The 23,955-nt window shown below is 62.4% G+C and carries 29 protein-coding genes and 1 pseudogene; 17 read left to right on the top strand and 13 right to left on the bottom strand.

Annotated elements, in window-relative coordinates; all coding sequences use genetic code 11:
- The first annotated feature begins 348 nt into the window (after positions 1–348).
- The 9 genes from AB0J47_RS17375 (at position 349) to AB0J47_RS17335 (ending at position 5,184) form a co-directional block, all read left to right on the top strand.
- Positions 349–1,227, top strand: coding sequence for a helix-turn-helix transcriptional regulator (locus tag AB0J47_RS17375; protein ID WP_364346457.1), 879 nt, complete (start codon positions 349–351; stop codon positions 1,225–1,227).
- Complete coding sequence (locus AB0J47_RS17370; RefSeq protein WP_364346455.1) at positions 1,224–1,427, top strand: DUF397 domain-containing protein; 204 nt, start codon at positions 1,224–1,226, stop codon at positions 1,425–1,427. Before AB0J47_RS17375 ends, AB0J47_RS17370 begins: the two co-directional genes overlap by 4 nt.
- Positions 1,379–1,645 carry a DUF397 domain-containing protein gene (locus tag AB0J47_RS17365; RefSeq protein WP_364346453.1) on the top strand — a complete coding sequence of 89 codons (267 nt, stop codon included), beginning with the start codon at positions 1,379–1,381 and terminating at the stop codon, positions 1,643–1,645. Before AB0J47_RS17370 ends, AB0J47_RS17365 begins: the two co-directional genes overlap by 49 nt.
- Before the next feature lie 191 nt (positions 1,646–1,836).
- Positions 1,837–2,166: a WXG100 family type VII secretion target gene (locus tag AB0J47_RS17360; protein ID WP_364346450.1), complete on the top strand. Its 330-nt coding sequence runs from the start codon at positions 1,837–1,839 to the stop codon at positions 2,164–2,166.
- Complete coding sequence (locus tag AB0J47_RS17355; RefSeq protein WP_364346448.1) at positions 2,163–2,468, top strand: WXG100 family type VII secretion target; 306 nt, start codon at positions 2,163–2,165, stop codon at positions 2,466–2,468. Before AB0J47_RS17360 ends, AB0J47_RS17355 begins: the two co-directional genes overlap by 4 nt.
- Positions 2,465–3,802 carry a polymorphic toxin type 28 domain-containing protein gene (locus tag AB0J47_RS17350; RefSeq protein ID WP_364346446.1) on the top strand — a complete coding sequence of 446 codons (1,338 nt, stop codon included), beginning with the start codon at positions 2,465–2,467 and terminating at the stop codon, positions 3,800–3,802. Before AB0J47_RS17355 ends, AB0J47_RS17350 begins: the two co-directional genes overlap by 4 nt.
- A 30-nt stretch (positions 3,803–3,832) precedes the next feature.
- Positions 3,833–4,261 (top strand): contact-dependent growth inhibition system immunity protein, encoded by a 429-nt coding sequence (locus AB0J47_RS17345; RefSeq protein WP_364346444.1) that lies wholly within the window; start codon positions 3,833–3,835, stop codon positions 4,259–4,261.
- A 49-nt stretch (positions 4,262–4,310) separates the two neighbouring features.
- Complete coding sequence (locus AB0J47_RS17340; protein ID WP_364346545.1) at positions 4,311–4,550, top strand: colicin E3/pyocin S6 family cytotoxin; 240 nt, start codon at positions 4,311–4,313, stop codon at positions 4,548–4,550.
- A gap of 121 nt (positions 4,551–4,671) precedes the next feature.
- A complete protein-coding gene (locus tag AB0J47_RS17335; protein WP_364346442.1) occupies positions 4,672–5,184 on the top strand; it encodes a hypothetical protein in 513 nt (170 codons plus the stop codon).
- A gap of 219 nt (positions 5,185–5,403) precedes the next feature.
- Here the strand turns inward: AB0J47_RS17335 and AB0J47_RS17330 are convergent.
- Positions 5,404–5,771, bottom strand: a pseudogene (locus tag AB0J47_RS17330) (IS1380 family transposase); the annotation flags it as partial.
- A 371-nt stretch (positions 5,772–6,142) separates the two neighbouring features.
- Here AB0J47_RS17330 and AB0J47_RS17325 point away from each other — a divergent pair.
- The 6 genes from AB0J47_RS17325 (at position 6,143) to AB0J47_RS17300 (ending at position 9,984) form a co-directional block, all read left to right on the top strand.
- A complete protein-coding gene (locus tag AB0J47_RS17325; RefSeq protein WP_364346440.1) occupies positions 6,143–6,568 on the top strand; it encodes a YbaB/EbfC family nucleoid-associated protein in 426 nt (141 codons plus the stop codon).
- Between the two features lie 9 nt (positions 6,569–6,577).
- On the top strand, positions 6,578–6,877 hold the full coding sequence (locus AB0J47_RS17320) for a hypothetical protein (protein ID WP_364346438.1): 300 nt from the start codon (positions 6,578–6,580) through the stop codon (positions 6,875–6,877).
- Complete coding sequence (locus tag AB0J47_RS17315) at positions 6,874–8,100, top strand: hypothetical protein (RefSeq protein ID WP_364346436.1); 1,227 nt, start codon at positions 6,874–6,876, stop codon at positions 8,098–8,100. Before AB0J47_RS17320 ends, AB0J47_RS17315 begins: the two co-directional genes overlap by 4 nt.
- A gap of 8 nt (positions 8,101–8,108) precedes the next feature.
- Entirely contained in the window at positions 8,109–8,633 is a 525-nt protein-coding gene (locus AB0J47_RS17310) for a hypothetical protein (protein WP_364346434.1), read from the top strand.
- 249 nt (positions 8,634–8,882) lie between these two features.
- Entirely contained in the window at positions 8,883–9,368 is a 486-nt protein-coding gene (locus AB0J47_RS17305) for a hypothetical protein (protein ID WP_364346432.1), read from the top strand.
- A gap of 91 nt (positions 9,369–9,459) precedes the next feature.
- Positions 9,460–9,984 (top strand): hypothetical protein, encoded by a 525-nt coding sequence (locus AB0J47_RS17300; protein ID WP_364346430.1) that lies wholly within the window; start codon positions 9,460–9,462, stop codon positions 9,982–9,984.
- 271 nt (positions 9,985–10,255) lie between these two features.
- On the opposite strand, the gene AB0J47_RS17295 is transcribed toward AB0J47_RS17300, so the two are convergent.
- The 4 genes from AB0J47_RS17295 to AB0J47_RS17280 form a co-directional block, all read right to left on the bottom strand.
- Positions 10,256–10,855 carry a hypothetical protein gene (locus AB0J47_RS17295; RefSeq protein WP_364346428.1) on the bottom strand — a complete coding sequence of 200 codons (600 nt, stop codon included), beginning with the start codon at positions 10,853–10,855 and terminating at the stop codon, positions 10,256–10,258.
- An 832-nt stretch (positions 10,856–11,687) separates the two neighbouring features.
- Positions 11,688–12,707 (bottom strand): inner membrane protein YhjD, encoded by a 1,020-nt coding sequence (gene yhjD, locus AB0J47_RS17290; RefSeq protein ID WP_364346426.1) that lies wholly within the window; start codon positions 12,705–12,707, stop codon positions 11,688–11,690.
- A gap of 70 nt (positions 12,708–12,777) precedes the next feature.
- On the bottom strand, positions 12,778–13,812 hold the full coding sequence (gene trpS, locus AB0J47_RS17285) for a tryptophan--tRNA ligase (RefSeq protein WP_364346424.1): 1,035 nt from the start codon (positions 13,810–13,812) through the stop codon (positions 12,778–12,780).
- Between the two features lie 488 nt (positions 13,813–14,300).
- Positions 14,301–15,233, bottom strand: a complete 933-nt coding sequence (locus tag AB0J47_RS17280) for an oxygenase MpaB family protein (protein WP_364346422.1) — start codon at positions 15,231–15,233, stop codon at positions 14,301–14,303.
- A 361-nt stretch (positions 15,234–15,594) separates the two neighbouring features.
- Here AB0J47_RS17280 and AB0J47_RS17275 point away from each other — a divergent pair, with 361 nt between their 5' ends.
- Positions 15,595–16,236: a TetR/AcrR family transcriptional regulator gene (locus AB0J47_RS17275; RefSeq protein ID WP_364346420.1), complete on the top strand. Its 642-nt coding sequence runs from the start codon at positions 15,595–15,597 to the stop codon at positions 16,234–16,236.
- Between the two features lie 64 nt (positions 16,237–16,300).
- Here the strand turns inward: AB0J47_RS17275 and AB0J47_RS17270 are convergent, their stop codons facing one another.
- Genes AB0J47_RS17270 through AB0J47_RS17260 form a run of 3 tightly spaced genes read right to left on the bottom strand, consistent with a single transcriptional unit; the run spans position 16,301 to position 18,123 of the window.
- Positions 16,301–16,786, bottom strand: a complete 486-nt coding sequence (locus AB0J47_RS17270) for a barstar family protein (RefSeq protein ID WP_364346418.1) — start codon at positions 16,784–16,786, stop codon at positions 16,301–16,303.
- Positions 16,786–17,271 (bottom strand): ribonuclease domain-containing protein, encoded by a 486-nt coding sequence (locus AB0J47_RS17265; protein WP_364346416.1) that lies wholly within the window; start codon positions 17,269–17,271, stop codon positions 16,786–16,788. The genes AB0J47_RS17270 and AB0J47_RS17265 overlap by 1 nt, the downstream gene beginning before the upstream one ends.
- 36 nt (positions 17,272–17,307) lie before the next feature.
- Positions 17,308–18,123, bottom strand: coding sequence for an exodeoxyribonuclease III (locus AB0J47_RS17260; protein WP_364346413.1), 816 nt, complete (start codon positions 18,121–18,123; stop codon positions 17,308–17,310).
- Between the two features lie 64 nt (positions 18,124–18,187).
- On the opposite strand from AB0J47_RS17260, the gene AB0J47_RS17255 reads away from it, so the two are divergent.
- Positions 18,188–19,039 (top strand): alpha/beta hydrolase, encoded by an 852-nt coding sequence (locus tag AB0J47_RS17255; RefSeq protein ID WP_364346411.1) that lies wholly within the window; start codon positions 18,188–18,190, stop codon positions 19,037–19,039.
- A gap of 44 nt (positions 19,040–19,083) precedes the next feature.
- Here AB0J47_RS17255 and AB0J47_RS17250 read toward each other — a convergent pair whose 3' ends face one another.
- From AB0J47_RS17250 to AB0J47_RS17230, 5 genes are all read right to left on the bottom strand, one after another.
- Complete coding sequence (locus AB0J47_RS17250) at positions 19,084–20,346, bottom strand: acyl-CoA dehydrogenase family protein (RefSeq protein WP_364346409.1); 1,263 nt, start codon at positions 20,344–20,346, stop codon at positions 19,084–19,086.
- A 55-nt stretch (positions 20,347–20,401) separates the two neighbouring features.
- Positions 20,402–21,283, bottom strand: a complete 882-nt coding sequence (locus AB0J47_RS17245) for an SDR family oxidoreductase (RefSeq protein ID WP_364346407.1) — start codon at positions 21,281–21,283, stop codon at positions 20,402–20,404.
- A gap of 75 nt (positions 21,284–21,358) precedes the next feature.
- Positions 21,359–22,237: a MaoC/PaaZ C-terminal domain-containing protein gene (locus tag AB0J47_RS17240; protein ID WP_364346405.1), complete on the bottom strand. Its 879-nt coding sequence runs from the start codon at positions 22,235–22,237 to the stop codon at positions 21,359–21,361.
- Between the two features lie 13 nt (positions 22,238–22,250).
- Positions 22,251–22,688, bottom strand: coding sequence for an SRPBCC family protein (locus tag AB0J47_RS17235; RefSeq protein WP_364346403.1), 438 nt, complete (start codon positions 22,686–22,688; stop codon positions 22,251–22,253).
- A 60-nt stretch (positions 22,689–22,748) separates the two neighbouring features.
- On the bottom strand, positions 22,749–23,954 hold the full coding sequence (locus AB0J47_RS17230; protein WP_364346401.1) for a lipid-transfer protein: 1,206 nt from the start codon (positions 23,952–23,954) through the stop codon (positions 22,749–22,751).
- Position 23,955: the final 1 nt, after the last annotated feature.

Here is a 23,955-nt window from a genome sequence, read left to right as displayed (position 1 = left end):
ATCCCTCCCTGTTCGTCCGCTTACTGTACTGGACGCGTGAAACGGTCAATCGGTTCCGTTGGGACGCAAAACGTTCTCGATTGGTTTCGATCCTGCGGGTTCGGACCGGTCCCGCCAGGGTCTGCCCGAGCGTTCCCCACAGCCGTGTGCAGCTCCCCAGGTGCATGACGGGCCCCACATTCCCAAGGATCGGGACGCGCTGGTGTTGACCTAGACCCACGAATATGCCACCGGATGCAACTTGTCCTGGGGTTATACCTTGATCGCATGGAATTCCGTCATGTTGCCGCCGACTGGATCGCAGCGTGATCTCCTGATCCGAACAGTGAAACCTGAAGGGAGGCAGGCATGTCGGAGGACGGACCAAGCCTGGCACGGCGTCAGTTGGGGAAGTATCTGCGCAATGGGAGGCAGGAACGCGGGCTCACGCTCCACGAGGCGGCCAGGCTGATACAACGCAGTGGCAGCACGCTCCACCGCATGGAGAAGGGGCAGGTGGCCGAACTGCGCGAGATCGATATCGAGGCGCTGTGCACGATCTACGAGTTCGATGCCGACCACACTGCGGCAATGAAAGCGCTTGCGGTACAAGGTAACGAGCTGGGCTGGTGGTATGAGTACGCCGACCTGCTGCCGAGGAACTTCGACTTCTATGTCGGCCTGGAGGCATCGGCACAGCGGCTGACGACCTACGAGCCTGAACTCGTACCAGGGTTACTGCAAACGCCAGCGTATGCGAGCGTGCTCATCCGATCGGGCTTTCCTGACGACGACGCCGACGAGCATGCACGCAGGGTGAGATTGCGAATGCGACGGCAAACCAGAATCACCCGCAAGTATCTTCCGGCATCGCTCGACGTAATTCTTCGAGAGTCGGTTCTCCGGGGAATGGTTGGCGGGTCGAATGTCATGGCGACTCAGATGAGGCACCTAGCCGACATGAGCACCCGCCCCAACGTGAAATTGCAGATCCTGCCGTTCAGCGCTGGGTTCCCCGTTGGAGTCGCGGTTGGGCCGTTCGTCATCCTGGGGTTCGGCACGGATAAAGATGGGCAGCCGATCGAGCCACCCGTGGTGTACACAGAAAATTTCACGGGTGGCTTGTATCTCGCAAAATCAACCACGGTTCAGCGATACGATCATACGTACGAGAGTCTTCGGCGAAGCGCGATGGATGCCGCTGCCAGCCGGGCTCTGTTGAGGCAGATGGCGAAGGAGTATGCGTGAACAGCGATTTGGCCGGTGCCGCATGGTTCAAGAGTAGGCACAGCGGCGCCGCCGAAAACTGCGTCGAGGTCGCCTTCCTCCCGAACACCCTTGTCGGCGTCCGTGATTCGAAGAACCCATCCGGCCCCGCACTCGTGTTCACCCCAACCGAATGGTCAGCATTCACCGCCGCGACAACCCGCGGAGAGTTCGACCGCTGACCTCAGAGGGGCAGCACATGGCGAACCACTCGGACACGAAGTGGTTCAAGAGCAGCCACAGCGGTGCCCACTCGAACTGCATCGAAATCGCCTTCCTCCCGAACAACCATGTCAGCGTTCGTGATTCGAAGGACGCTCCGGCCCAGCACTCGGGTTCACCTCGGCCGCTTAGTCAGCGTTCACCGCCGCGACTACCCTGTGGCAAGTTCGCCCGCTGACAGTCCCGGCCTGGCTTTACTCTGCCGCCTACCCACTGACTGGCGATGGCACGAGCGGACCCAGGCACCGGCTCTTTTTCAGTGGGGTCGATGTGGTCGAGGCCGATCGACATGGGGAGATGGCTGCAGAGCAATAGGCGTAGCCGACAACCGTATGGACGCCTGAGGCAGAGCGCCGTTATGGTCGGGTGATGAGCGCTAGCGGGGGGCTTTCCAACCAGAATCTGTCTGTTGTGCCTGATGATATGCAGCCGATCGGCCAGTACGTCTACAACATCGCCGACACCATGAAACAGGCCCTCGATTCCGCCGCCCGCGAGGTCGAGACCCTACTCACATCCGACTGGACCGGCGACGCGGCCGACGAGTTCTCCACAGGGTGGACCGAAACCCGTGACGGTGGAACACAACTCATGCAAGCCTTGACTTCCCTCGCCGAGAAGCTGGGCATCACCGCGGCCAACTACAAGAACACCGACACCGGCAACGCCTCCGGTATCTCCAGCCTGGATCTGCCATGAGCTCCCAATTCAGTGTCGACCTCCACCAACTCGACCAGATCGTGTCACGCCTCAACGGCCTGGCCGGGTTCCTGCACGATCACCTCGACGAACTCGACCACAAAGTCGCCGCCTTGCACAGGGGCAGCTGGGAATCTGCAGCAGCCAGCGCTTATGCCGACGCCCACAGCCAATGGCTCGCGGCCGCAAGAGAATTCACCGAAGGCGTCGCAACCGTAAGCGATGCCGCGCAGAAAGCGCACGGCCGCTACACCCGCGCCATCGACGTCAACCGCCGCATGCTGCAGTCGGGACAGCCGTGATCGTCGACTGGCAAACCTACTACGACGCCGCCAAGAAATGCCACGACCTCGCCGACGACCTCCGCAAAGCCGACAAACCCGTCCATGACGCGGTCAAAGGCGAATGCGTCGGGATGGCCGGGGACGCCCCCGGCTGCCAACAGTGGGGTGAGGCCTACGACAAAGCCGCCCGGCAGACCATGCAGGCCTGCTCCAGCCTGGCCAACGCCCTCACCAACTACGGCGCCGTCCTGTATGCCATGGGCTACAACTACGGCACCGCCAACAAAAGCAACCCCGCCCCAACACAACCCGACATCAGCCAGGTCGACCAGTACAAGGTCAGCATCCCGTCATCGGTGGGCGACAATGGGATCGGCTTCACCGGCCACGGGGGCCTGAAGGAGTTCTTGGACAAACTCGTCGCCAAAGTCCTCGCCGCCTTCGGAAAACTCCCCAACGGCGATCACACCAAACTCGACAAAGCCCACACCACCTGGAACACCTTCGCCACCCACGGCACCATCACCGGCGCGCCCGCCCGCATCTCCGCCATCTCAGCATTGTTCGACGGCATGGACGACGCCACCAACCGGCAACTACTCCAAGACCACTTCACCACCCTGAAGACCGGCGCCGACACCGTCGCTACCGCCTCTCAGAAGATGGCCGCACCTGTCGGCGACTATCACGACGCGACCATCGCCCTGGGCAACGACAACGCCAGCGCGATCAACGCACTGGAACTGTCCATCAGCCTGATCGCCATCACCGCCGGGGTCGCGTTCCTGTTCAGCCTCGGCTCCTCCGCCGTCGCCGCAGCCGCGGCCATCGACGCCGACGTTGCCCTCACCATCAACGCGATCCAAACCTCTTACCGCGCCAGCCAAATGGTCCGAATCATCGGCCTCACCAGCCTCGCGGCCGGTGCCGTCGGCACCATCGACGCCTTCCACGCACTGCCAACTATTGACCTCGACAAAGCTATCGCCGGCCTCGCCGCCATCATCGGTATGAAGGCCCTGATCGACGACGCAAATGATCTCGGGGAGGCGGACAAGGCAGGGCAGTCCACACCGACAGATCGCATTAAGGAACATCTGACCGACAGGGATCTCGATGCGGCTCGGCGTGAACTCAACGGCGAAGTTGTGGCGGAAAAGTCGGATGGAACGCCATGGGATCACGTCAATGAGGTCAAGGACGCTCAAAACGGCCTCATCAAACGAATCGGCCAGCTCAAACGCAGATTGAGCTGGCCTGGCTTGTCCGACGCGGAACGTCCGCTGGTAGAGCAAGAGCTCTCAGAGGCCAGCCGCCTGCTCGACTACAGTGAGCAGTTCGTGCCGAGGTAATGCGTATTGCCTATCAGAACCAGGGAAAGCGTGAACGACGATATTTCGAACCAAACCTTAGAGCAAGTAGACGGCGTCGTCTGGCCGGACCCGCCGTCCAATGCAACGCGGCTGATGAAGACGGTGCACACATTGCGTCGGAAACCGATTGGCTCCTTCACTGCCGAAGATCTTCGCATCATGTTGGGGCAGCATGAAGGAACGTCCGCTCTCCTGCCGCGAGTACTCGATGTGCTGGAGCGGAACCCGTTGGCTGAAGGTGACTATTATCCCGGCGACCTCTTGGTGTCAGCGTTGAAGATCCCTCGAAGCGATTGGACCGCGAATCCGACGGCGGTTATTCGCCTCCGCGCAGTGGTTGATCGGCTGATGCTACGGGACGATCTGGATGTCTACTTTCCATCGGACGATGAAATATGGCAACGAATAGAGGAATTGAAGACCTCCGGCATATTGTGAGGAATGGGACCCACAGGAGCCACGACCCACTCGACAAGGCCCACACAACCTGGAACACCGGTCGGCGACTCACAACACTTCGCTGTCAGCGACCGCGCTCAGCGACGGCGCAACCCCGAAAGCACAAGAAGCGTACGACAGCAAGGGAAACCATTTGGGTTCGACTGACCCGATCACCGGTCAAATATACAAGCCTGCTGTTCCCGGACGAACGATACAAGTAGATGAAATTATCAACCAACGGAGCCCGCCATACTTGCGAAGGAATGGATGCCTGGCTCGCCGATGATTCGATTTCTATCGGATATGCCCGAAATTCAGGGAATATCATATCGCCATGTCGGCACCCCTTCCGAAGACAGCATCGGAAATATCCATGATGCACTGGAACACTGACGGGAGGCGAAGGAATGCAGCGAGAAATCATAGAACACGAGGATAGATGGATTATCCTGCCGCTGAGGCAAAGCCGTATCGTCGCTACCGAATGGCACTCGAACCAAGTCGATCTCATTCTCGACACAGGCTTCAAAGTAGTCGTCGGATATGACGCAGAATTGTCTTTGCGAACCAGCAAGGAGGAATCACCCGGCCGTCACGAACTAACCCATTGGTCGAGCGAGGAAGCAGAAAGAATTCTGGAATCCGAAATACTCTCGCCAGTATTCTTCAAATCCGGCGGTGCCAGGATTGCTCTCCGAAATGGATGGCTCTTGCTTCTCGCTGATCGACCGGCGACATCACCAGCGGCAGTTTACTCCCAATCCTCTCTGCTGTGGACTCGCGATGGGCTGTCGAGCCAAACCGAGTATCCGGTGCTCAGAATAGATCCGTGGACGGGACAGTTGGTCACTACACTGGAATGGCCGCCCCGCCCATCCGACCTGGCCATCAACTACGAATCCGACGATATCAACGAATAACCGCTTGGGAAAATGGTAAAAGGTCACGCGGCAGTGGCAGTGTTTGCGGATATGAGCGCTTCAAGAAATTGCTTACCGAGTAGGAGCACGGTTAGCCTCAATCCACCGACCCGCGTTTAGGGTTGGTCTGCGCATCGAAGGCGAGCGGAGCAGTGTGTTTCAGGTGCGAAGTAGCCGCTGGTCTGTCCAGCTTTTCCACTTTGGTTTCGTTCGGGCCGGTTATGGCGCGGCGGATGAGTTAGGTTGCGATGGCGGTGGGCGGTACCCGATTGTGTTGTGCCAGAGGAGAAGCCAGGTATTGGCCCAGGGCCGATGGCCGGGCAGCTGTAGGGCCGCGCGGCGTTGCGGGCGAGCCAGCCGAGCTGGAATTGTGATCAGCTTGCGACGCAGTGTCGATCCCCGGGGCCGGTCGTAGGCGCCGCCAGCGAGGATCCCGGTGGCGCGTAGCAGGTTGTGGGCGATTGCGGTAAAAGACCGGCGGAGTTGGCGCCGAAACGCCCGGAGGGGATGCGTGCCAGCGCCCCGTCGATGAGGTCGGCGAGGACGGTTTGGATGATGGCGTGTTTGCGGTGTGTGATGTCGACGGTGGATTCGGTCTTCGAGCACGAAGCCGCTACACACCCCCGACCACGAGTTGCGGGCAGGCCACAGGGCAGCCCGGTCGAACCGCGCGCCCCCGCCATGCCTCGGTTGACAAGTCGGTGGGGCGGGAGAGGGTCGGAACAGGCCATCGCAGCTCGGAAGCGATACAGCCCGAGCTGAAATTTGTTGATTGCCAACCTGATCGCCTAGCGGATGCACAGATGTATGTGGCCCACAGTGCACTGGGACGTGATCGCCGATCAGACAGGTGGTCCCGCGGTTTTCCGGCACGAGCCGGGTTGTCAACGACCTGATATGTTTTCGGAAACCTGCGGTATCGGGGCGGGCACGAGATGATCGGGTGGTTGGGGGCGAAATGAGCGAGGACACCGAAGAGTTGGCCGCGCGGATCAAGCGGATCAATGAGGCGACCGAGCGGGTGCGCGGCCGTGCCCAGTCTGCGGACGGCAGCGTGTACATCGAAACCGATGCCCGCGGGGCGATTACGGATCTGCGGCTCGCGCCCCATGCTGTGGAGCATGGAATGAGCCGACTGGCCATGCTTATCGTCGATCGGCATCGGGCGGCATATACGAATGCCGAAGCCGAGGCTCAACAGGTGTTCACGGAGGTGTCGCGGGAGTACCCGCGCGTGGACAGCGGATCCGGCGACACTCGGGACGAACAACTTTCGATCCGGAACTCGGAGCCGTCCGCGCCGCCAACGTATGTCCCAACGCATCTCCGCGGCGACAACGGCACTGGCCGCGGTTCGTATGGCGACCACGATTACGTCATCTGAGGTTGGGGGATGTTCGAGATCGATCCTGTGCGAGTTCGTGAACTCGCCAACAATGTGCGCGGACACTCGACCATCATTGCGGGCAAGGCCCCAGTGGCCGTCCCCGGCCGCGATGAGGCCCGAGCCGGAGCGAGAGAATCGCTGGCACTGACTCGGGCCGAGGAGACTCTGAAAGCTCTCGATGGAGTCCTGAAGTTCCACGCCGGGCGGTTCAGTGGGATTGGGGATCTCGCGGAGAAAGCGGCGAACGAATTTGAGGAATTGGACCGGCAGCGCGCCGTGAAACTCGATCAAGCAGGGCCGCGATGAGTGAATCGGAACCGCTGACGATCTCGCAGGTACTGGCGTGGAATCTCAATCCAGCCGACGCCCTGTCCGTAGCACTGAGTCGTGCTGCCGAGGAAATCGAAGCGGAAGTCGAAGCCGCCGCCAGCGCGCTCGCCGGCTCGTATGAGTACTTCAACAGCGAGTCCGGCGAATCCGCTCGCCAGCGTGCCCAGGACGACCGTAAAGATGCGCTCACCACCGTCGATATCTACCAGGAACTTTCACGGGTCATCGCTTCCACGACAGCGGTGTTCGAGGGCATGATCCTCCTGATTCGCGCGGCGATCAAGGAGATAGAAGACTCCGAATGGGACCTTTTCTACACCGATGACGGGGAAGTGAAGTCGAGGAAGTCCAATTGGGAGTGGATGAAGAAGTACTGGTGGTCGCCCGGGACTGCAATCGCGAGCAAGGAGCTCGAGGAGGCCAGGCTCGCCGGAGGGCTGCGCGTCGCCTTGAACCGAATTCAGGAAGCGGATCTGATGGCAGAGGGGACGATCCAAGGAGCGCTCGAGAAGGTCCCGATTTCGGCGCGGCAGGCCCTCATCGCCGTACCCACCGATACCGAGCTGGCGAAGATTCTCACCGACTATCAAACCGACGCCACCAAGGAAACCGTGGTGTGGCCGAGCGGCTGGCTCCTCGATATCGTCCGTGGCTGGGACCCGACCTTCAAAGCTGGGGCGATGCCGCGCGAGGAAGCCACCGCACTGGAAAACCTGGTGAGCAGACATGGACTCCTCGGTCTCAAGGAGTTCTATGACATCAAGACGGAGGCGGAGCAGGCCGCTGCGGACCAATTCTCTGGATTTAATTTGGAAGAGCATAGGAACGTGCTTGCCGACGGTCATGGTGATGCGTTCCGGCACGCGTATTGGAACGCGCGGATGACCCAAGAATTCGGTGCGGAATGGACTCAAACCTATACAACAGCGCACGAAAAGACAGGCGGGAATCCGCCAGCGCGCGAGGCAATGGACCTCTACAACAATAAGCTTGGCCGTCAGATCGCACTCGATAACCCTGACGCAAGTTCTGAACAGCTGCGGACCAAGATTTCGGAGGCTATTCAGGATGGGCATGCTGTCGTGCTCAAAACGCCGGATGGGCAATCTCAGCCCCAGATAACCTGGAGCAATCAGGTGGCGGTCACTCGTACCGATATTCAATCCGGGGTGGGGCTTCCGCTGCCCGGGAAGCGATGAGGAGTGATATGAAGATCCGATATTTTGCCCTCCTCGCGGTAGTGATGCCGATGATGAGCGCGTGCTTCGGGAAGGTACCGCCATCCGCCCAGGAAGTATGTGGCTCCAACATCTTCAACTTCCACGGCAACGATCAGCCGCTCGGAGATGGTCGGCGTCTCGAGGAAGAGATCCGTAATGCGGCCGCCGCCGGTGCTCCGACCACCCTTGGCGATATCACACGCAGTGCCGGGTGGTCGGATAATTGGGACCGGATGGTCGAGGTCTATCCAGATGAGAAGATCGATCGATTGAATTCGGATGCACAGACAGACCTGCCCGAACGCTGCTGGCAGGGACTACCACACCGTAGGGACTGGGATGACCCTTCGGTGGGCTACTATCTCTTTCTCTCGAACGGAAGACCAGTTCAGGCCGTGGAATGGGATGGCTACGAACAACCGCCGCTGAGTCGGTACCGTAAAATATCGCCACTTACGCCGCTATCCACGCTGGTTGTCGACAAGGATGGCAATCTCATACCCGCCGATTGACAGCCATCACAAGGAGACTCCCGATTCTCGGGGTGGCCCCGCTCCACGACGGAGCAATACAGTACTGATCGACAAGAATATGAATCTGAACTGGACCAACCAGGTGAAGATCGGCGAGGCCGTTAACTCGGCAGCCTTCGACGACCAGCCGGGCCGCCGCTTGCCGGGCGCCCCTGTGGCTGAGAAATGACTATCACCCAAATGATCTAGCTCAGTTAGGAATTCATGCGGAGTAATCTGTACCCCCGTATGCGTCTACTCGCTGCACTTGGGCTGGCGACCATCCTGCTCCTGCCCGTCGGCTGCGATCTGTCGTCCACCGACGAAAAAGTCATCGTCGAACAGGAGAGTCCAGCTCTGGCGGAAGCATTCGAACGTGTTCGGGACTCTCACGGCACAGCTCGACTCGGGGCCCTCATTACCGAATCCGGGATTCCGGTGGGTTCGTGGGACCGAATGTACAGCTTTTCGTCGGCCACCAAGGAAAGTATCAACGATCGTCTCGGGACGAAGGGATTGGACTGGTGGGGTCTCCCTTTCGCCTCCGACTCTCTCATACAAGTATTCGTCAGTAATGGCAAAGTCGTGTACGCATACAGTGACCGCAACCCACGGTACGCGGCATATAGGGGTGCAACACCAGAGTCCGAGGTGAAAGCCGTGGCGCGAACGGCAGCGGGGACAATGGAAAGCGACACCTACTGGAGCATTCAAATCGAAGAGTTCCCAAAATAGGGTAGGCGCAATGCTATCCATGCAGCCTTACTATTCCACAGGCGGCCTGGCGTTTGTTTAGATTGTTCGCCCAGAAGCGATGAGGACGGGAATGAAGATCCAATACGTTGCCCTTGCTGCGGCGGTTGTGTCCATGATGAGCGCGTGCGGGATGCCACCATCCGCAGAGGAAGTATGTGGCTCGAACAACCTTTTCACCTTCGATATCCGGAATGAGCCATTGGGATCTGGTTCACGCCTGAAGACGGAGATCAGCAAGGCGGCCGCCGCCAAAGCTCCGACTACCCTGGGCGATATCGCACGCGATGCCGGATGGTCTGACAACTGGGATCGAATGATCACCGTCTACTCGGATCCGGATATCCACGAACTGAACACGGCGGCACAGATCGACCTACCCGAAATCTGTTGGCAGGGACTACCGCATCGGACGAACTCCGATGGCCCATCGACAGCCTACTACCTCTTCCTCTCGAACGGACGACGCGTTCAGGCCGTCATTTGGGATACCACTACCGCTACCCGGCCTCCATTGAAACTGCACCGTCAACCATCACTCACACCGCTATCCGCGCTGGTTGTGGACGAAGGCGGCGATCTCGTACCCGCCGGTTGACATCGCCAATTTCGCGATGAGCACCCACTTCACCGCAGATTGACCTTCTGCGCCAACTCTTCAGCAGATGCGTTCGAGTTCGCTGAGCCGATCTTTCGCCGCTGTTCATTGTTGTACAGATCCATAGGCTCGTGATGCCGCAGGTTCCCATCGACCTTTTCGTGGCTCGTCGTCTAGGTCTGGGTCAAATCCTCGCCGAACTTTTGCGTAGTCAACGGATTCGCCTCTTGATGGCGCTGCGCGAAAGTGGTGGCTAAGTCTCCAGCCGAGTTCACTGCATGTTTTCGAGGTGCGGGTGGTCGAAGGACGTGGGGCAGATGTAGATCTGCATGTTGTAGCCGCGGCCGATCGTCACCATCGGTGGATCCGACGGCTTGCGCAGCCCGATGGGGCCCGAAGGGGCCTCGCGGTCTTCGAGAGGGATCCAGCTACCACTTCCTCCGTCCCATTCTCCAGAACTGATGGTGAGCAGCGGCTGGTACTTGGCGTTGCAGATTTCGCAGTTCATTGGCCACGGGTCACAGAAGCTCCACGGTCCCCAACCGCCGACCTTCCACCCCGGAGCGACGGCGTGCTCGTACTGGTAGTAGGCGGAGCCGGGGTTCAACTCCTCCGGATCCTCCTCGGGCCATTGCCTGTGCCCCCAGTCGTACAGGCGCTGCGCGAGTTCCTTCGGCAACTCGTGCGGTGCTGGGTACTCGCACACGACCTCGGGATGCAGGATGCACGGCTCGGGAACGTAGTTTCCGTAGTGCTCGACATCGGCGGGCTCTGGCGGGTCGGTGAGCAGCTGGTTGACCGTGCTGGAGTCTCGCCAGACGAGGTGGGCCGCGGGAAGTCCCTCTTCGTGATCGATGGGGCACCACAGCACTTGCAGGAGGTCCGTTCCTTCGGGGCCGGCTAGCCCAGGTATGTCGCGAAGGTAGAGCTGAGCGACTGGGAGCAGCGCATTCGGCTCGGTGTGAGCAGGATGGCCTGCTTCGAGTTCGGCGAGGTATGCCGACTCTTCGGAATCGAGGAACGCCTCGCCGGGCGCGCAAGGACGAAGCCACGCCGCTTCCAGTAGTGCCCGGTATCGGCGGACATCAGCAAGGGAGACGGGAAGCTCCCCGTGGTCATGTTCTTTCGCACAGACCGGCCATTGCTCGTCGGCAGGCCACAGGAGCGGACCACCGATGGAACTCCCGTGAACAGTCGGCTGGCCAGGACGGGGGTGCAAGCGGACTGCCTGCCGCACCAACGTAGCCAGCTCTGGGAACACCGACGCGATATCAACCGGCCGAGGCGGGGTGGTTCTCGCCATCGGAACTCCTCCAAACGGTCACCAACGAGTTTCGGGCGGCACTCTATACGTATGGCCTGACAGCCTTTCAGCGAGCAACTAGATTGCTCGGTGATCGTTGATGCGGCCGTTGCTGTTAGGTGTTCGGACGCATGTCCTATCTCTGTGGGTGGTAGGAGCTGATACGAATGTCGTTGCGGCCGAAGGATTTACCCGCGACCCCCGCGCAAGACGGCGGCGGTAGCACGCGCGGCGTTCCCGATGAATACACTGGCGATGCGGCTGCGGGATCGTCTCGTGAGGTGTTCGCCGACGAGCCATTCACCTGGTGCTCCCGCGCACGGTTTCTCACGCCGCGCCCGAAATCGCGGGGCAAAACCATGCGCGGCGCGCGAATTGGTGCGCGGGAACCGAGAGGGGTTCAGCGGCGGCGCAAACCCGAAAGCACCAGCGCCGCAAGGGCACCCACGCCGAAGTAGGCCGCGCCGGTGCCCATGGAGAGACCGGCCGGGCTCATGCGGGGCTTGATTACGGCGGGGGCGGGTGGGGGGATTTCGGCTTCGATCTCGTTTTCCGATGCCGTTGCGGCCCAGGCGGTTGCGAACAGGATGATGCGATAGGTCGTGTAGCTGAACACCATCAGGCCGATGATCGATCCGAATACCGCGCCCGCGGGGCTGTGCAGCACCATCTGCAGGTAGAACGATGCGACGTATTTGAAGATTTCGAAGACCACTGCGGCGATCGCCGCGGCTCGGGCGGCACTTCGCAGGGTGACCGGCTCGCGGGGCAGGCGTGCGATCACCCAGACGAACACCGCCCACGAAGCGAGGAAGCCGAGCAGTATCGAAATGAGGACCAGGATCAGCCGCGCACCGGGCAACTCCGACAGGCGGAACGTCTTCAGCAGTCGCGCGCCGAGGGTGCTCGACGCCAGCGTGGACAGGCCGATCGAGACCACGAAGGCCAGACCGAGACCGATCAGCGCGCCGAGGTCGGAGAGCTTGCTGAGGAACCAATTGCCTTCCGGGGTCTTCTGTTCCCATTGTTCGGTCAGTGCTGCCCGCAGATTCGCCATCCAGCCGAGTCCGGTGTAGACACCGACGAGCAGACCGAGCGTACCGACCGTGCCGCGCGATCGGACGGCCTGATCGATCAGATCATTGAGTTGGCCGCCGAGTGATCCCGGAATGTTCTCGATGATCTTGTTCCGCACTTCGGTGAGCATTTCCGGGTCGCCCGACAGCACGGAGCCCGCGATCGCGAAGGCGACCATCAACATCGGAAACAGCGACAGCACCGTGAAATACGTGATCCCGGCCGCGTAGTAATCACCGCGTTGCCGTTGATAATTTCCGCCCGCGCGAATCAGATGATCCAGCCATGGCCGCGACTGGATCCGCCGTTCGAGCGCCGCCTTGATGTTGTCGATCACCTGCATCTGTCACGCCCCTTCAACAGAGACCGCGCGCGGTGCTGGTCGACGAGCGGTCGCTAGCGGTATTCCCCAGCTAGCGAGCCAAAAACCCCACCCGGTCGTAAACCTGCGCCAGAGTGTTGCCGGCAATCTCGCGCGCTCGCTCGGCACCTGCGTCGAGGATGCGGTCGAGTTCACCCTGATCTGATAAATACTCTTCCACTTTCGCCCGCAGCGGGGTGACAAATTCGACCAGCGCGTCGGCGACATCGTATTTCAGATCGCCGTAGCCCTTACCGGCATAGTCGCGTTCCAGCGTGACGATCGGTGTGCCGCTGAGCGAACTCAGGATCACCAGCAGGTTGCTGACGCCCGCCTTGGTTTCCGGTTCGTAGCGGATTTCGCGCTCGGTATCGGTGACGGCGGAGCGAATCTTCTTGGCGGTGATCTTCGGATCGTCGAGCAGGCTGATCAGACCGGCGTCGGTGGAGGCCGATTTGCTCATCTTCGAGGTCGGATCCTGCAGGTCGTAGATCTTCGCGGTGCCCTTGACGATATGCGCCTCCGGCACCACGAAGGTCTTCTTGAACCGAGTGTTGAAGCGCTGGGCCAGATTTCGGGTCAGCTCCAGATGCTGGCGCTGATCCTCGCCGACCGGCACCTGATGCGCACGGTAGAGCAGGATGTCCGCGGCCATCAGGACCGGATAGGTGAACAGTCCGACGCTGGCGTTCTCCGCGCCCTGTTTGACCGACTTGTCCTTGAACTGGGTCATCCGGCTGGCCTCGCCGAACCCGGTGATGCAGCTGAGCACCCAGGTCAGCTCGGCATGCTCGGGCACCTGGCTCTGCACGAACAGGGTGGAGCGCTTGGGGTCGATGCCGAGCGCGAGCAGCTGCGCGGCCGCGGCCTTGGTGCGCCGGCGCAGTTCCTTCGGATCCTGCGACACGGTGATCGCGTGCATATCCGGGATGAAGTAGAGCGCGTCGTAGTCGTCCTGCATGGTCACCCAGTACTGCAGCGCCCCAAGGTAGTTGCCGAGATGGAAGGACGCGCTGGTGGGCTGGATCCCGGACAGCACCCGCTGTTTACGTTCAGCGGCCGGGTTCGTCTGAGCAGGACTGGACATATCCCGATCTTCGCATGCGGTGTTCGCTCAGCGGCGTGCGCGGGTCCCTCCGTGGCTACGCTCCGCTACCACCTCCAGGCCCGTCGCTCACGCCGCAGTGTTCGACCAGCGACATGCGCGGGTACCTCCATGGTTACGCTCCGCTACCGCCTCCAGGCCCGCCACTCACGCGCAGTGTTCGACCAGCGACGCGCACGAGTCCCTCCATGGTTACGCTCCGCGACCGCCTCCAGGCCCGCCACTCACGCCGCTGTATTCGACCAGCGACGCGCACGAGTCCCTCCATGGCAACACTCCGCTACCACCTCCAGGCCCGCCACTCACGCCGCTGTATTCGACCAGCGACGCGCACGAGTCCCTCCATGGCCACACTCCGCTACCACCTCCAGGCCCCGCCACTCACGCCGCTGTATTCGACCAGCGACGCGCACGAGTCCCTCCATGGCCACACTCCGCTACCACCTCCAGGCCCGCCACTCACGCCGCGGTCACGCGGAATTTCGCGCCGCCCAGTTGCGGGGGTCGACACCGGGCATGCTCGGGCGGCCGGTGCTGTGCAGTTCGCGTTCCCGCTTGGACAACAGTCTGTAGACCGGCGCGCTCGGACCGGCCAGCGTCCCGCGCAGCACCGGCGGCAGCAGCGGCGGTGCGATATGCGCGGTGCGCACGCCCTGGGCGAGCGCTCGGAAGGCGAGTTGCTCGGGAAGCCCCCAGCGCATCCCGTACATATCGCGGATGCGCGGCGGCAGACTGCCCTGCACCAGCAGGTAGAACGCGTCGACGACCTGGCGGATCGGCCCGCGCTGCCGATAGGGCATGCGCTGACCGGCCAGATACGAACCGACCAACCGTGCCTCATCGGTGAGGAACAACTCGTCCGAGGCGAGGTAGTCGTCGAAGGATTTCCGGAACAGCGGGTAGCTGCCGGGCGCGGCCTCGCGCGGCATGCCGAACAGCTCGCCCCAGCGGACGTAGTCCTGGTAAAGACCCTCACGTTCGCCGTCGGTGAGCGGGCGGACCAGCAGATCGTGCATTACTTCGGCCGAGTCGAAGGCGAAGGCCATGGTCATGTACATCAGATGCGGGTCGAATGCGGAGTAGCCGGTGCCCGCCGGATGGTGCGGGCCCGCGTCCTCGGGCAGTTCGCCGACGACCTTCACATGCTTCTTGGTGGTGAAGGCGAGCGCGCGATCCGCCTCATCCTTACTGCCGAGGAAGACGGCCTCGAAGAGCTTGCCGGTTAACGCGAGTCGCGTGTACGGGGTCATCCGATGCTCGGTGTTCTCGGCGGTTCCGACGTAGAGCAGCGGATTGACCGCGCCGATCACCAGGGCACGCTGACCGTAGGTGAGGCCAACCGCGCGTTTGCTCATGACGCGTCGGGCCATCGAATGTTCGGCGAAGTAGCCGGGCTCGGACATCGCTGCCTCCTCGTTGAGCGCGTGCCGTGGGGCGCGTTTGCCCCGCCATCCCTGGCATCGGGATGCACAGCATCTGACAACAGAATCCACCAGATTTCATAATCTGGCAATATCCCATGCCAGATTGCTGTCGTGCTCGGCTACCACGATCCGGTCGACCGGAACCACAGCCATGCCAGAATCGCGGTATGAGTGCATCGCGAAGCGATTCCGTGGGGGCGGTGGTCACCCAATCAACCGGACTGCATCGCGGAACGATTCCGTCAGGGGGCGTGGTCGGGCAACCGGCGGACCTGCATCGCGCAGTGAATCCGGTCGGGCGACGAGCGAGCAAGCATCATGAAACGACTCCGGTGTGGCGATGAGCGGCCCGACGAAACGTGCCTACGGCGGCGTCTCCGCCGATGAACGCCGCGCCCAGCGACGCACGACACTGCTCGATGCCGCACTGGAGATCATCGGCACCCAGGGCATCGCCAAGCTCACCGTCTCCGGGCTGTGCGCACAGGCTGGACTCAATGAGCGCTACTACTACGAAAGCTTCGACAGCCGCGATGCGGTGCTGGCCGCACTCATCGATCGGATCGCGGAGGAACTGGCCGGGGCGATCATCGGTGCGTTGCAGACCGCACCGTCCGATACCCGAGCCAAGGCGCATGCCGCGATCTCGGCAGGCATTCATCTGCTCACCGACGATCCGCGCAAGGCGCACGTCGCACTGGTCGCGGGCATGGCGACGCCGGAACTGCGCGCCCGCACGAACCAGACGGTGCGGGTATTCGCCCGCATCGTCGCCGCCGAGGGCATCGACTTCTACGGCATTACCGACCCGAATCCCGATCCCACCATCGACTTTCGCGCCACCTACCTGGTCGGCGGCCTGGTCCAGACCCTCACCGCCTGGCTACAGAACGACCTCCCGCTCACCCGCCAAGAACTGATCGATCACACCACCGACGTCTTCGTACTCCTCGCCGATGACCTCGCCAGCCGCCTCACCTGAGCCAGACCGGCATGAATGGTTGTTCCCCGCGAGACCGACAGCCAGCATTCGACTGTGCTCGGCGCTACGGGCTCAGGCGGACGATTTCCGGGTCGGATGGTTCGCCTTGGAGCACGACCCGGAAGGCCAGGCCCTTGGTGGACCAGTATTCGGCGGCCTCGCGCATGGCTTCGATGAACCATGCGCGTTCTTCCAGTTCATCGATCAGTAGCTCGGCCGAATCGCGGATCACGGCAACATACCCGGCGGCGGGGCCGACGAAATCGTCGAGATCGCGCAGACATTCGTCGAAGGCGTCCTTATTCGCGCCGAAGTAGTACGGGAATTGAAAGGCGGGCGCGAATTCGTCGAAAACGCCTGCGGTGGTGCGCATTTTGGGCCCCCGCAGTTCGCGTACCGCGTAGTCGACGGGTGCGTCGTAGCGCACGCCGCTGAGCGTCGGCGCGTCGACGGGAAGGGCACCCACCACCGAGGACGGCGCCGAAGCCGCGGCGTCGGTGGACCGCCGGGCCTCGGGGCGGGCAAGGAACTGCGATAACGGAACTGTCATCAGCGCATCCTCGTGAAGGTTTCGTAGTGGTCACCGGTGTACCAGGCCGAACCATCGCTGCCGGTGACGATGCGTTCGGCATCGCGGGAACGGTTGGGCTGCTTCGGGTTCACATCCCATTCCTGGTAGGTGACGGCTTTACCCGCCGAATCCTTGGCGGGCAGCGTGCCGCCGCGGTTCATCCAACGGTCACCGCCCTTGGTTCCGGACGCGTTCGCCGAATCCGGCCAGCGGCCCGCGTCGATTTCGGCCAGGGTCGCATAGGCGCGATCCGGCACGCCGGGGGCTCGCACTGTGGATGTGGTGGTGACATCCGGGCCGCGCGCCGGAACAGCCACGCTGACGCTGCGCGTGGTCGAGGTGACCGATGCCCCGTTCGGCTTGCTGTCCCCGCCACCACGCGAAGCGAGCAGTGCGATCACCAAGGCCAGCAGGGCCACACCCAGCGCGGCGAAGGCGCGAACCCGCTTCGAGGAAATATTCATGCGATCCCGATCTCCAGCGCTGCCATATCGCGAACCTTATCGGTATTGCACCGTGACGGGCGCGTGGTCGGACCAGCGCTCGGCATAGGTGGCGGCGCGCTCGACCACGGCCTGCTTCGCCCGTCCAGCCACCTCGCCACGTGCCAGGTGGTAGTCGATGCGCCAGCCCGCGTCGTTGTCATAGGCGCGGCCGCGATAGGACCACCAGCTGTACGGGCCCGCGACGCCGAGATGCAGGTTGCGCACCACGTCCACGTATCCGGCGGCGAGCATGCCGTCGATCCAGGCCCGCTCCTGCGGCAGGAAGCCGGAGTTCTTCAGGTTGCCCTTCCAGTTCTTGATATCGAGTTCGGTATGCGCGACATTCCAGTCGCCGCAGATCACGAAATCGCTGGTCTGGGCACGCATATGGGCGCCGATCTCGTCGAGGAAGCGGTACTTTTCGTCCTGCATCGGCGTATCGGCCTCGCCGGTATGCACGTACACGCTGGCCACGGTCAATTCATCGAATTCGGCCTCGACATAGCGTCCGGTACCGGCGAATTCGGCGCTGGGATGCCAGGTTCGGTCCTGCCAGCACCCGAGTCCGATGCGCACGGCACGCGGTTCGCGACGAGACAGGATGCCGACTCCGGCGCGTCCCTTCGCTCCCGGTTCCGCATGCGTCAGATACCAGCCCGCATCCAGTGCGGGCGCGAGCGCGGCGCGGGTCTGCTCATCGGTTGCCCGGGTTTCCTGCAGGCAGATGATGTCGGCTTCGGTGACCGCCAGCCACTCGAGCATCCCCTTGCCCGTTTTGCCCGTCGCCGCACGGACCCCGTTCACATTGATCGACGAGATGATATAAGGCACCAGACGACCGTACAATGCTGGTCAGACGAACTCCCCCGGGACATCGCAGTCCAGGAAGGGGTGAATGACGATGAAGTCAGGCACCACCAACTCTCCCGCCCCCATCAAAGCGCTGCATATCGGCTCCGGTGATCCGGTTCTGCTGCTGCACGGGTTCATGCTTTCGCCGCACTGTTGGGAACAGGTTGCGCTGCGGCTTTCCGCGCATTGCGAGGTATTCGCCCCCGCCTTCGCCGGCCACTGGGGTGGTGAATCGATCGACGGCTGGTCGACCGATGTCCATGCCCTCGCCGACCGGATCGAGGATCAACTCGACGAACTCGGTTGGCGTACCTGCCATATCGCGGGCAATTCGCTCGGCGCCTGGGTCGGCTTCGAACTGGCCCGACGCGGCCGGGCCCGCACCCTGACCGCGATCGCACCGGCGGGCGGCTGGCAGTCGCCCTCGCTCATCCAGTTCCGCGTCGGGGCGAAGTTCCTGTCGCTGGTGCCGATCGTCCAGGTGGGTAAGCGGCTCGGCGGGCTCGCGATCAACAATCCGATCGCGCAACGCTTCGCACTTCTGCTGCTCAGCAAGAACGCCGCCGCCGTCTCGCGCCGCGATATCGCAGCCGTGATCACCGCCGCTCTGCATTGCGACGTCATGATCCCGTTGATCCTCGGCACCGTGCGCGCTCCCGCCCTGGAAGACCTGTCCAACCTTCCGACCCCGGTGCGCCTGCTGATGGCCGAATACGACCGAATCATCCCCAACCGCGTATACGCCCGCCGCTTCCTGCAGGAACTGCCCGACTCCGCCGACCGCATCCTGGTCAACGGTGTCGGGCACGTCCCCATGCTAGAAGCTCCGGACCGCATCGCGACCCTGATAGCCGAACATATCTACGCCAGCCGCACACACTTGCGCGCGGTCTGAACACGTGCCGTTCGGCATGTGCTGTGCCGACGGCAAAGTTCGCGCTACTGGGCGAGCAGACCCTTGGCTATGTGGGTGACCTGGATTTCATTGCTGCCCGCGTAGATCATCAGGGACTTCGCATCACGGGCGAGTTGTTCCACTCGATATTCGGTCATGTAACCGTTACCGCCGAAGAGTTGGACCGCGTCCATGGCTACCTCGGTGGCGGCCTCGGACGCGTAGAGCTTCATGGCCGAGGCCTCGGCGAGGTTCGGCGGTTTACCGGCCTTGCCGCGCTCGAGGGTGTTGAAGACCATGTTCTGCACATTGATTCGGGCGATCTCCATCTTGGCCAGCTTGAGCTGCACCAGCTGGAAGCGGCCGATCTCCTGGCCCCACAGCTTGCGGCTCTTGGCGTAGTCCAGGCACAGCCGGTGACATTCGTTGATGATGCCCAGCGCCATGAAACCGACACCGATGCGTTCGGCGGTAAAGCTGGAGCGGGCACTCTCCCGGCCGTCGCCGCCCTTGTGCTCCTCGGTCTCACCGAGCAGCCGGTCACGACCCAAGCGCACATTGTCGAAGAACAGTTCACCGGTCGGCGAAGCGTGCAGGCCCATCTTCTTGAACGGCTTGCCCTGGGTGAGGCCGTCCATACCCTTGTCGAGCACGAAGGTGAGCACCTTACGCTCGCGCTTGTCGCCGCCATCGCCCTCGTCGAGCTTCGCGTAGACGATCATCACATCGGCGAACGGACCATTCGTGATGAAGGTCTTCTGACCGTTGAGGATGTAGTCCTCGCCGTCGCGCCTGACGTAGGTCTTCATGCCGCCGAACGCATCCGAACCCGAGTCCGGCTCGGTAATCGCCCATGCCGCAACCTTTTTCATGGTCACGATGTCGGCGAGCCAGCGCTCCTTCTGGGCCAGGGTGCCCCGCGACATGATGGTGGTCGCACCGAGGCCGATGGACACGCCCATCGCGGTCACCAAACCCATGCAGACGCCCGACAATTCGGCGATCAGCACGGCCATCAGCGACTCCTGGCCGCTGAACGGGCCACCGCCGGAAACCTTTTCCTTCTTCTCCGGCTTCGGCTCCCCGGCCGCGATGGCCGCCGCACGAGCCTTCTGCTTGGCGAGCAACTTCTCGATCGCCTCACCACCCATGGCGTCGATTCCGAACTCGCTGAACAGCTTCCGGATGATCGGGTACGGCGTCATCTCACCGCTGTCGAGCGCGTCGAGGTGCGGACGTATCTCCTTGTCGATGAAGGTCCGCACAGCGTCGCGGATCATCACATCGGTTTCGGACCATTCGAACATCGTTGCTCTCCTAACCAGGGGGTGGCAGTCGGCGAAGCCGACGGGGTGCGTCAGCTCAGGGCAGCCGAGCGGCGATGTCGTCGATGAGCCAGGGGCCCTCGGCCTCGATCGTCTTCACGTCGTGCCAACCGGCGAGTTCGGAAATGGCACCGCCCTGTACCGCGAACACCTTGCCGGTGATCGCACACTTATCGGAAGCCAAGTATGCGACCAACGGGGAGATATTGGCCGGACTGAAGGCGTCGAAACCGCCCTCTTCCTCGGCCGCCTCGGCCTCGGCGGCCATCATCGCGCCCATGCCTGGAGTGGCCAGGGTGAGGCGGGTACGCGCGATCGGCGCGATGGCATTGACCCGCACGCCGTAGCGCGCCAGTTCCTCGGCCGCGACCAGGGTCAGCGCCGCGATCCCCGCCTTGGCGGCGCCGTAGTTGCTCTGACCGGCATTCGGCACCGTGATACCTGATGCCGATGCGGTGTTGACGACCGCCGCATTTGGCTGGTTGCCAGCCTTGCTCTGGTCCTTCCAGAACGCCGCGGCGTGATGCAGCACGGCCGCGTGGCCTTTCAGGTGTACGGCAACGACCGCGTCCCACTGTGCCTCGTCCATGCCCGCGATGAAGGCGTCGCGCAGAATGCCCGCGTTGTTGATCACGATATCCAGGCCGCCGAACTCCGAAACCGCCTGATCGACGAGCTTCTTCGCGCCGTCCCAGGTCGCGATGTTCTCGGTGTTCGCGACGGCCTTGCCGCCGGCCGCGACGATCTCATCGGCGACCTCCTGCGCGGGACCGACATCGGTACCCTCGCCGGAGTTGCTGCCGCCCAGGTCATTGACCACGATATTGGCGCCCTCGCGAGCGAACAGCAGGGCGTGCTCGCGGCCGATACCACGGCCCGCGCCTGTAATAACGGCGACTTTTCCTTCCAGTGCACCCATGTGCGTCGACTCCTGTCCTCTGCCCCGGTATCCCGTGGCGAAATGAATGTCGCGGCTCTCGCCGGGGACATGTGGCTAATCGGCGATCTCCGCGAGGCCGTCGCTCAGTACGACGTCCCCGCCACGGACCGTTTCGAAGGCGTAGATGGTGACGCCGTCGGCCGAGCCGACCTTCCAGATCCGGGTCTCCAGGTCGTCACCGGGGAAGACCATCTTGGCGAATCGAACGGCAAATCGCTTCAGCCGGTGGACATCCGAGCCCGCGGCCTCGGTCAGCACGGCCCACGATGCGAAGGCCATGGTGCACAGTCCGTGCGCGATGATCCCGGGCAGACCCGCATCCTTCGCGACCTGCTCATCCAGATGCAGCGGCACCGGATCACCGGAAGCGGGCGAATAGCGGTAGGTCTGATCGAGATCGACATGCTGCGGCACCACCGCGACCGGATCATGTGCCCGCAGGTTCTCGTCGAATTTGTGCGCCGGTGCGGCGACACCGACCGTCTTGCCCGCCTCGATATTGCGGAAGAAGGCCGTCAGGTACTGCTCGTTCACCAATTCCCCTGCCTCGGTGCGGCATTCGATGAGAATGGTGATGGTGCTGCCATTCGAACGGCTGGCGTAGCCGATCGCCTTCGCCCGCGAGACCAGCCGGTCCCCCGGCAGGATCGCGCGGTAGAAGTGGAAATCCTGCTCCCCGTGCATGACTCGGCCGAAGATGTCCATCGGCGCGACATCGATCACCGGCATCATCATGGCCTCGAACACCGGGACGATGCCGAAGATCGGCGAGGCCACCTTGCCCGCCAGATGCGCCTCGATCGGATCATTGGTTGCGGCGGCGTATTCGGCGATCCGTTCCTTCGTGACCTCGAAATGTTCATCGTCACACCAGGTTTCGAGCCCGCTGTCGTCGAATTCCACTGGCCGGGCCACAGTGGCCTCCGTTTTCATCGCCGGCTCCTTCTCAGGCCGAGGCAAGAGCGTCGAGCTGTTCGAGCGACCGGTCCAGCTGCTTGAGACCGTCCTTCTCGACCGCCTTCCCGAGTGCGCCCTTGATCAGCGCGCCCTCGAAGTCCCCCGAGACCAGGACGGTGCTGCCGCCATCGCCCTTGGGCTGGATATCGAAGGTGAATTCGGTCTTCACCCCGGCCATTCCGGTGCCGCCGAGGGTGAGCTTGTTCGGCTGCTCGACCGCGACAACGGTCCATTCCAGCTTGTTCGCCATGCCGAGCATGACGATCTTCGCGACCAGCTTGGCCCCCTCGGCCAAGGTGGCGGGCGGCTCCTCCATGAAGCGCTCGTGGATGGTGAACCACTTGTCCCAGGTCTGCGGATCGGAGACGACCGCCCAGAGCGCGTCGGGGGTGGCGTTGACGTCCTTGGTGGCTTCGATATGGCCCATGAGTTACTCCTTGTCGAATGAATATCGTTGCTGCATCGAGGCTTTCGCGAAGCAGAGCGGTCAGCGATCGGCCCGCTGGTAGGCCGTGACGACAGCGGCGCCGCCGAGGCCGATATTGTGCTGCAACGCGGCGGTGACGTTGTCGACCTGGCGCTTGTCCGCGGTCCCGCGCAGCTGCCAGGTGAGTTCGGAGCATTGCGCCAAACCTGTTGCACCCAAGGGATGCCCCTTGGAGATCAGTCCGCCGGAGGGGTTCACCACCCACTTGCCGCCGTAGGTGGTCTGGTTGTCGTCGATGAGCTTTCCGGCCTCGCCTTCGCCACAGAGCCCGAGGGCCTCATAGAGCAGCAGTTCGTTGGCGGAGAAGCAGTCGTGCAGCTCGATGACCTGAAAGTCCTCCGGACCGAGGCAGGCCTGCTGGTACACCTGTTGCGCGGCTTGGACATTCATGTCGTAGCCGATGAGGTTCTTAGCGGTGTTGTCGAAGGTGGAGGCGAAGTCGGTGGTCATCGCCTGGCCGACGATCTCCACCGCCTGCGCCGCGAGGTCGTGCGAATTCACGAATTCCTCGCTGGCCAGCACGACCGCACCCGAACCATCCGAGGTCGGCGAACATTGCAGCTTGGTGAGCGGGTCGTAGATCATCCGCGAGGCCAGGATGTCATCGAGCGAATACGCGTCCTGGAACTGCGAATACGGGTTGTTCACCGAATGCTTGTGATTCTTGTAGCCGATCTTCGCGAAATGCTCCGCGGTGGTGCCGTATTGCTTCATATGCTCGCGCCCGGCCGCGCCGAACATCCACGGCGCCACCGGGAAAAGCACCTCGGAGATCTCCGCGAGCGCCATGACGTGCTTGGCCATCGGCTGTTCGCGATCGTCCCAGGTTGAACCGAGCGAGCCCGGCTGCATCTTCTCGAAACCCAATGCCAGCGTGCAATCGGCCAGACCGCCCCGAATCGCCTGTGCCGCAAGATAAAGTGCCGTGGATCCGGTCGAGCAGTTGTTATTGACGTTGACCACCGGAATGCCGGTCATCCCCAGTTCGTAGACCGCGCGCTGCCCGGAGGTGGATTCGCCGTAGACATAACCGACGTAAGCCTGCTCGACTTCGCGATAGTCGATCCCGGCATCGGCGAGCGCCTTGGTCCCCGATTCCCGCGCCATATCCGGGTAGTCCCACGCGCTGCCGTCCTCGTTCTTACGGCGGCCCGGCTTTTCGAACTTCGTCATGCCGACGCCAACGACGTAGACCTTGTTCGCCATC

Origin of the sequence: Nocardia sp. NPDC049737, assembly GCF_040674755.1 — a bacterium.
Lineage (GTDB): Bacteria > Actinomycetota > Actinomycetes > Mycobacteriales > Mycobacteriaceae > Nocardia.
This window is presented reverse-complemented; position numbering and strand designations above follow the sequence as displayed.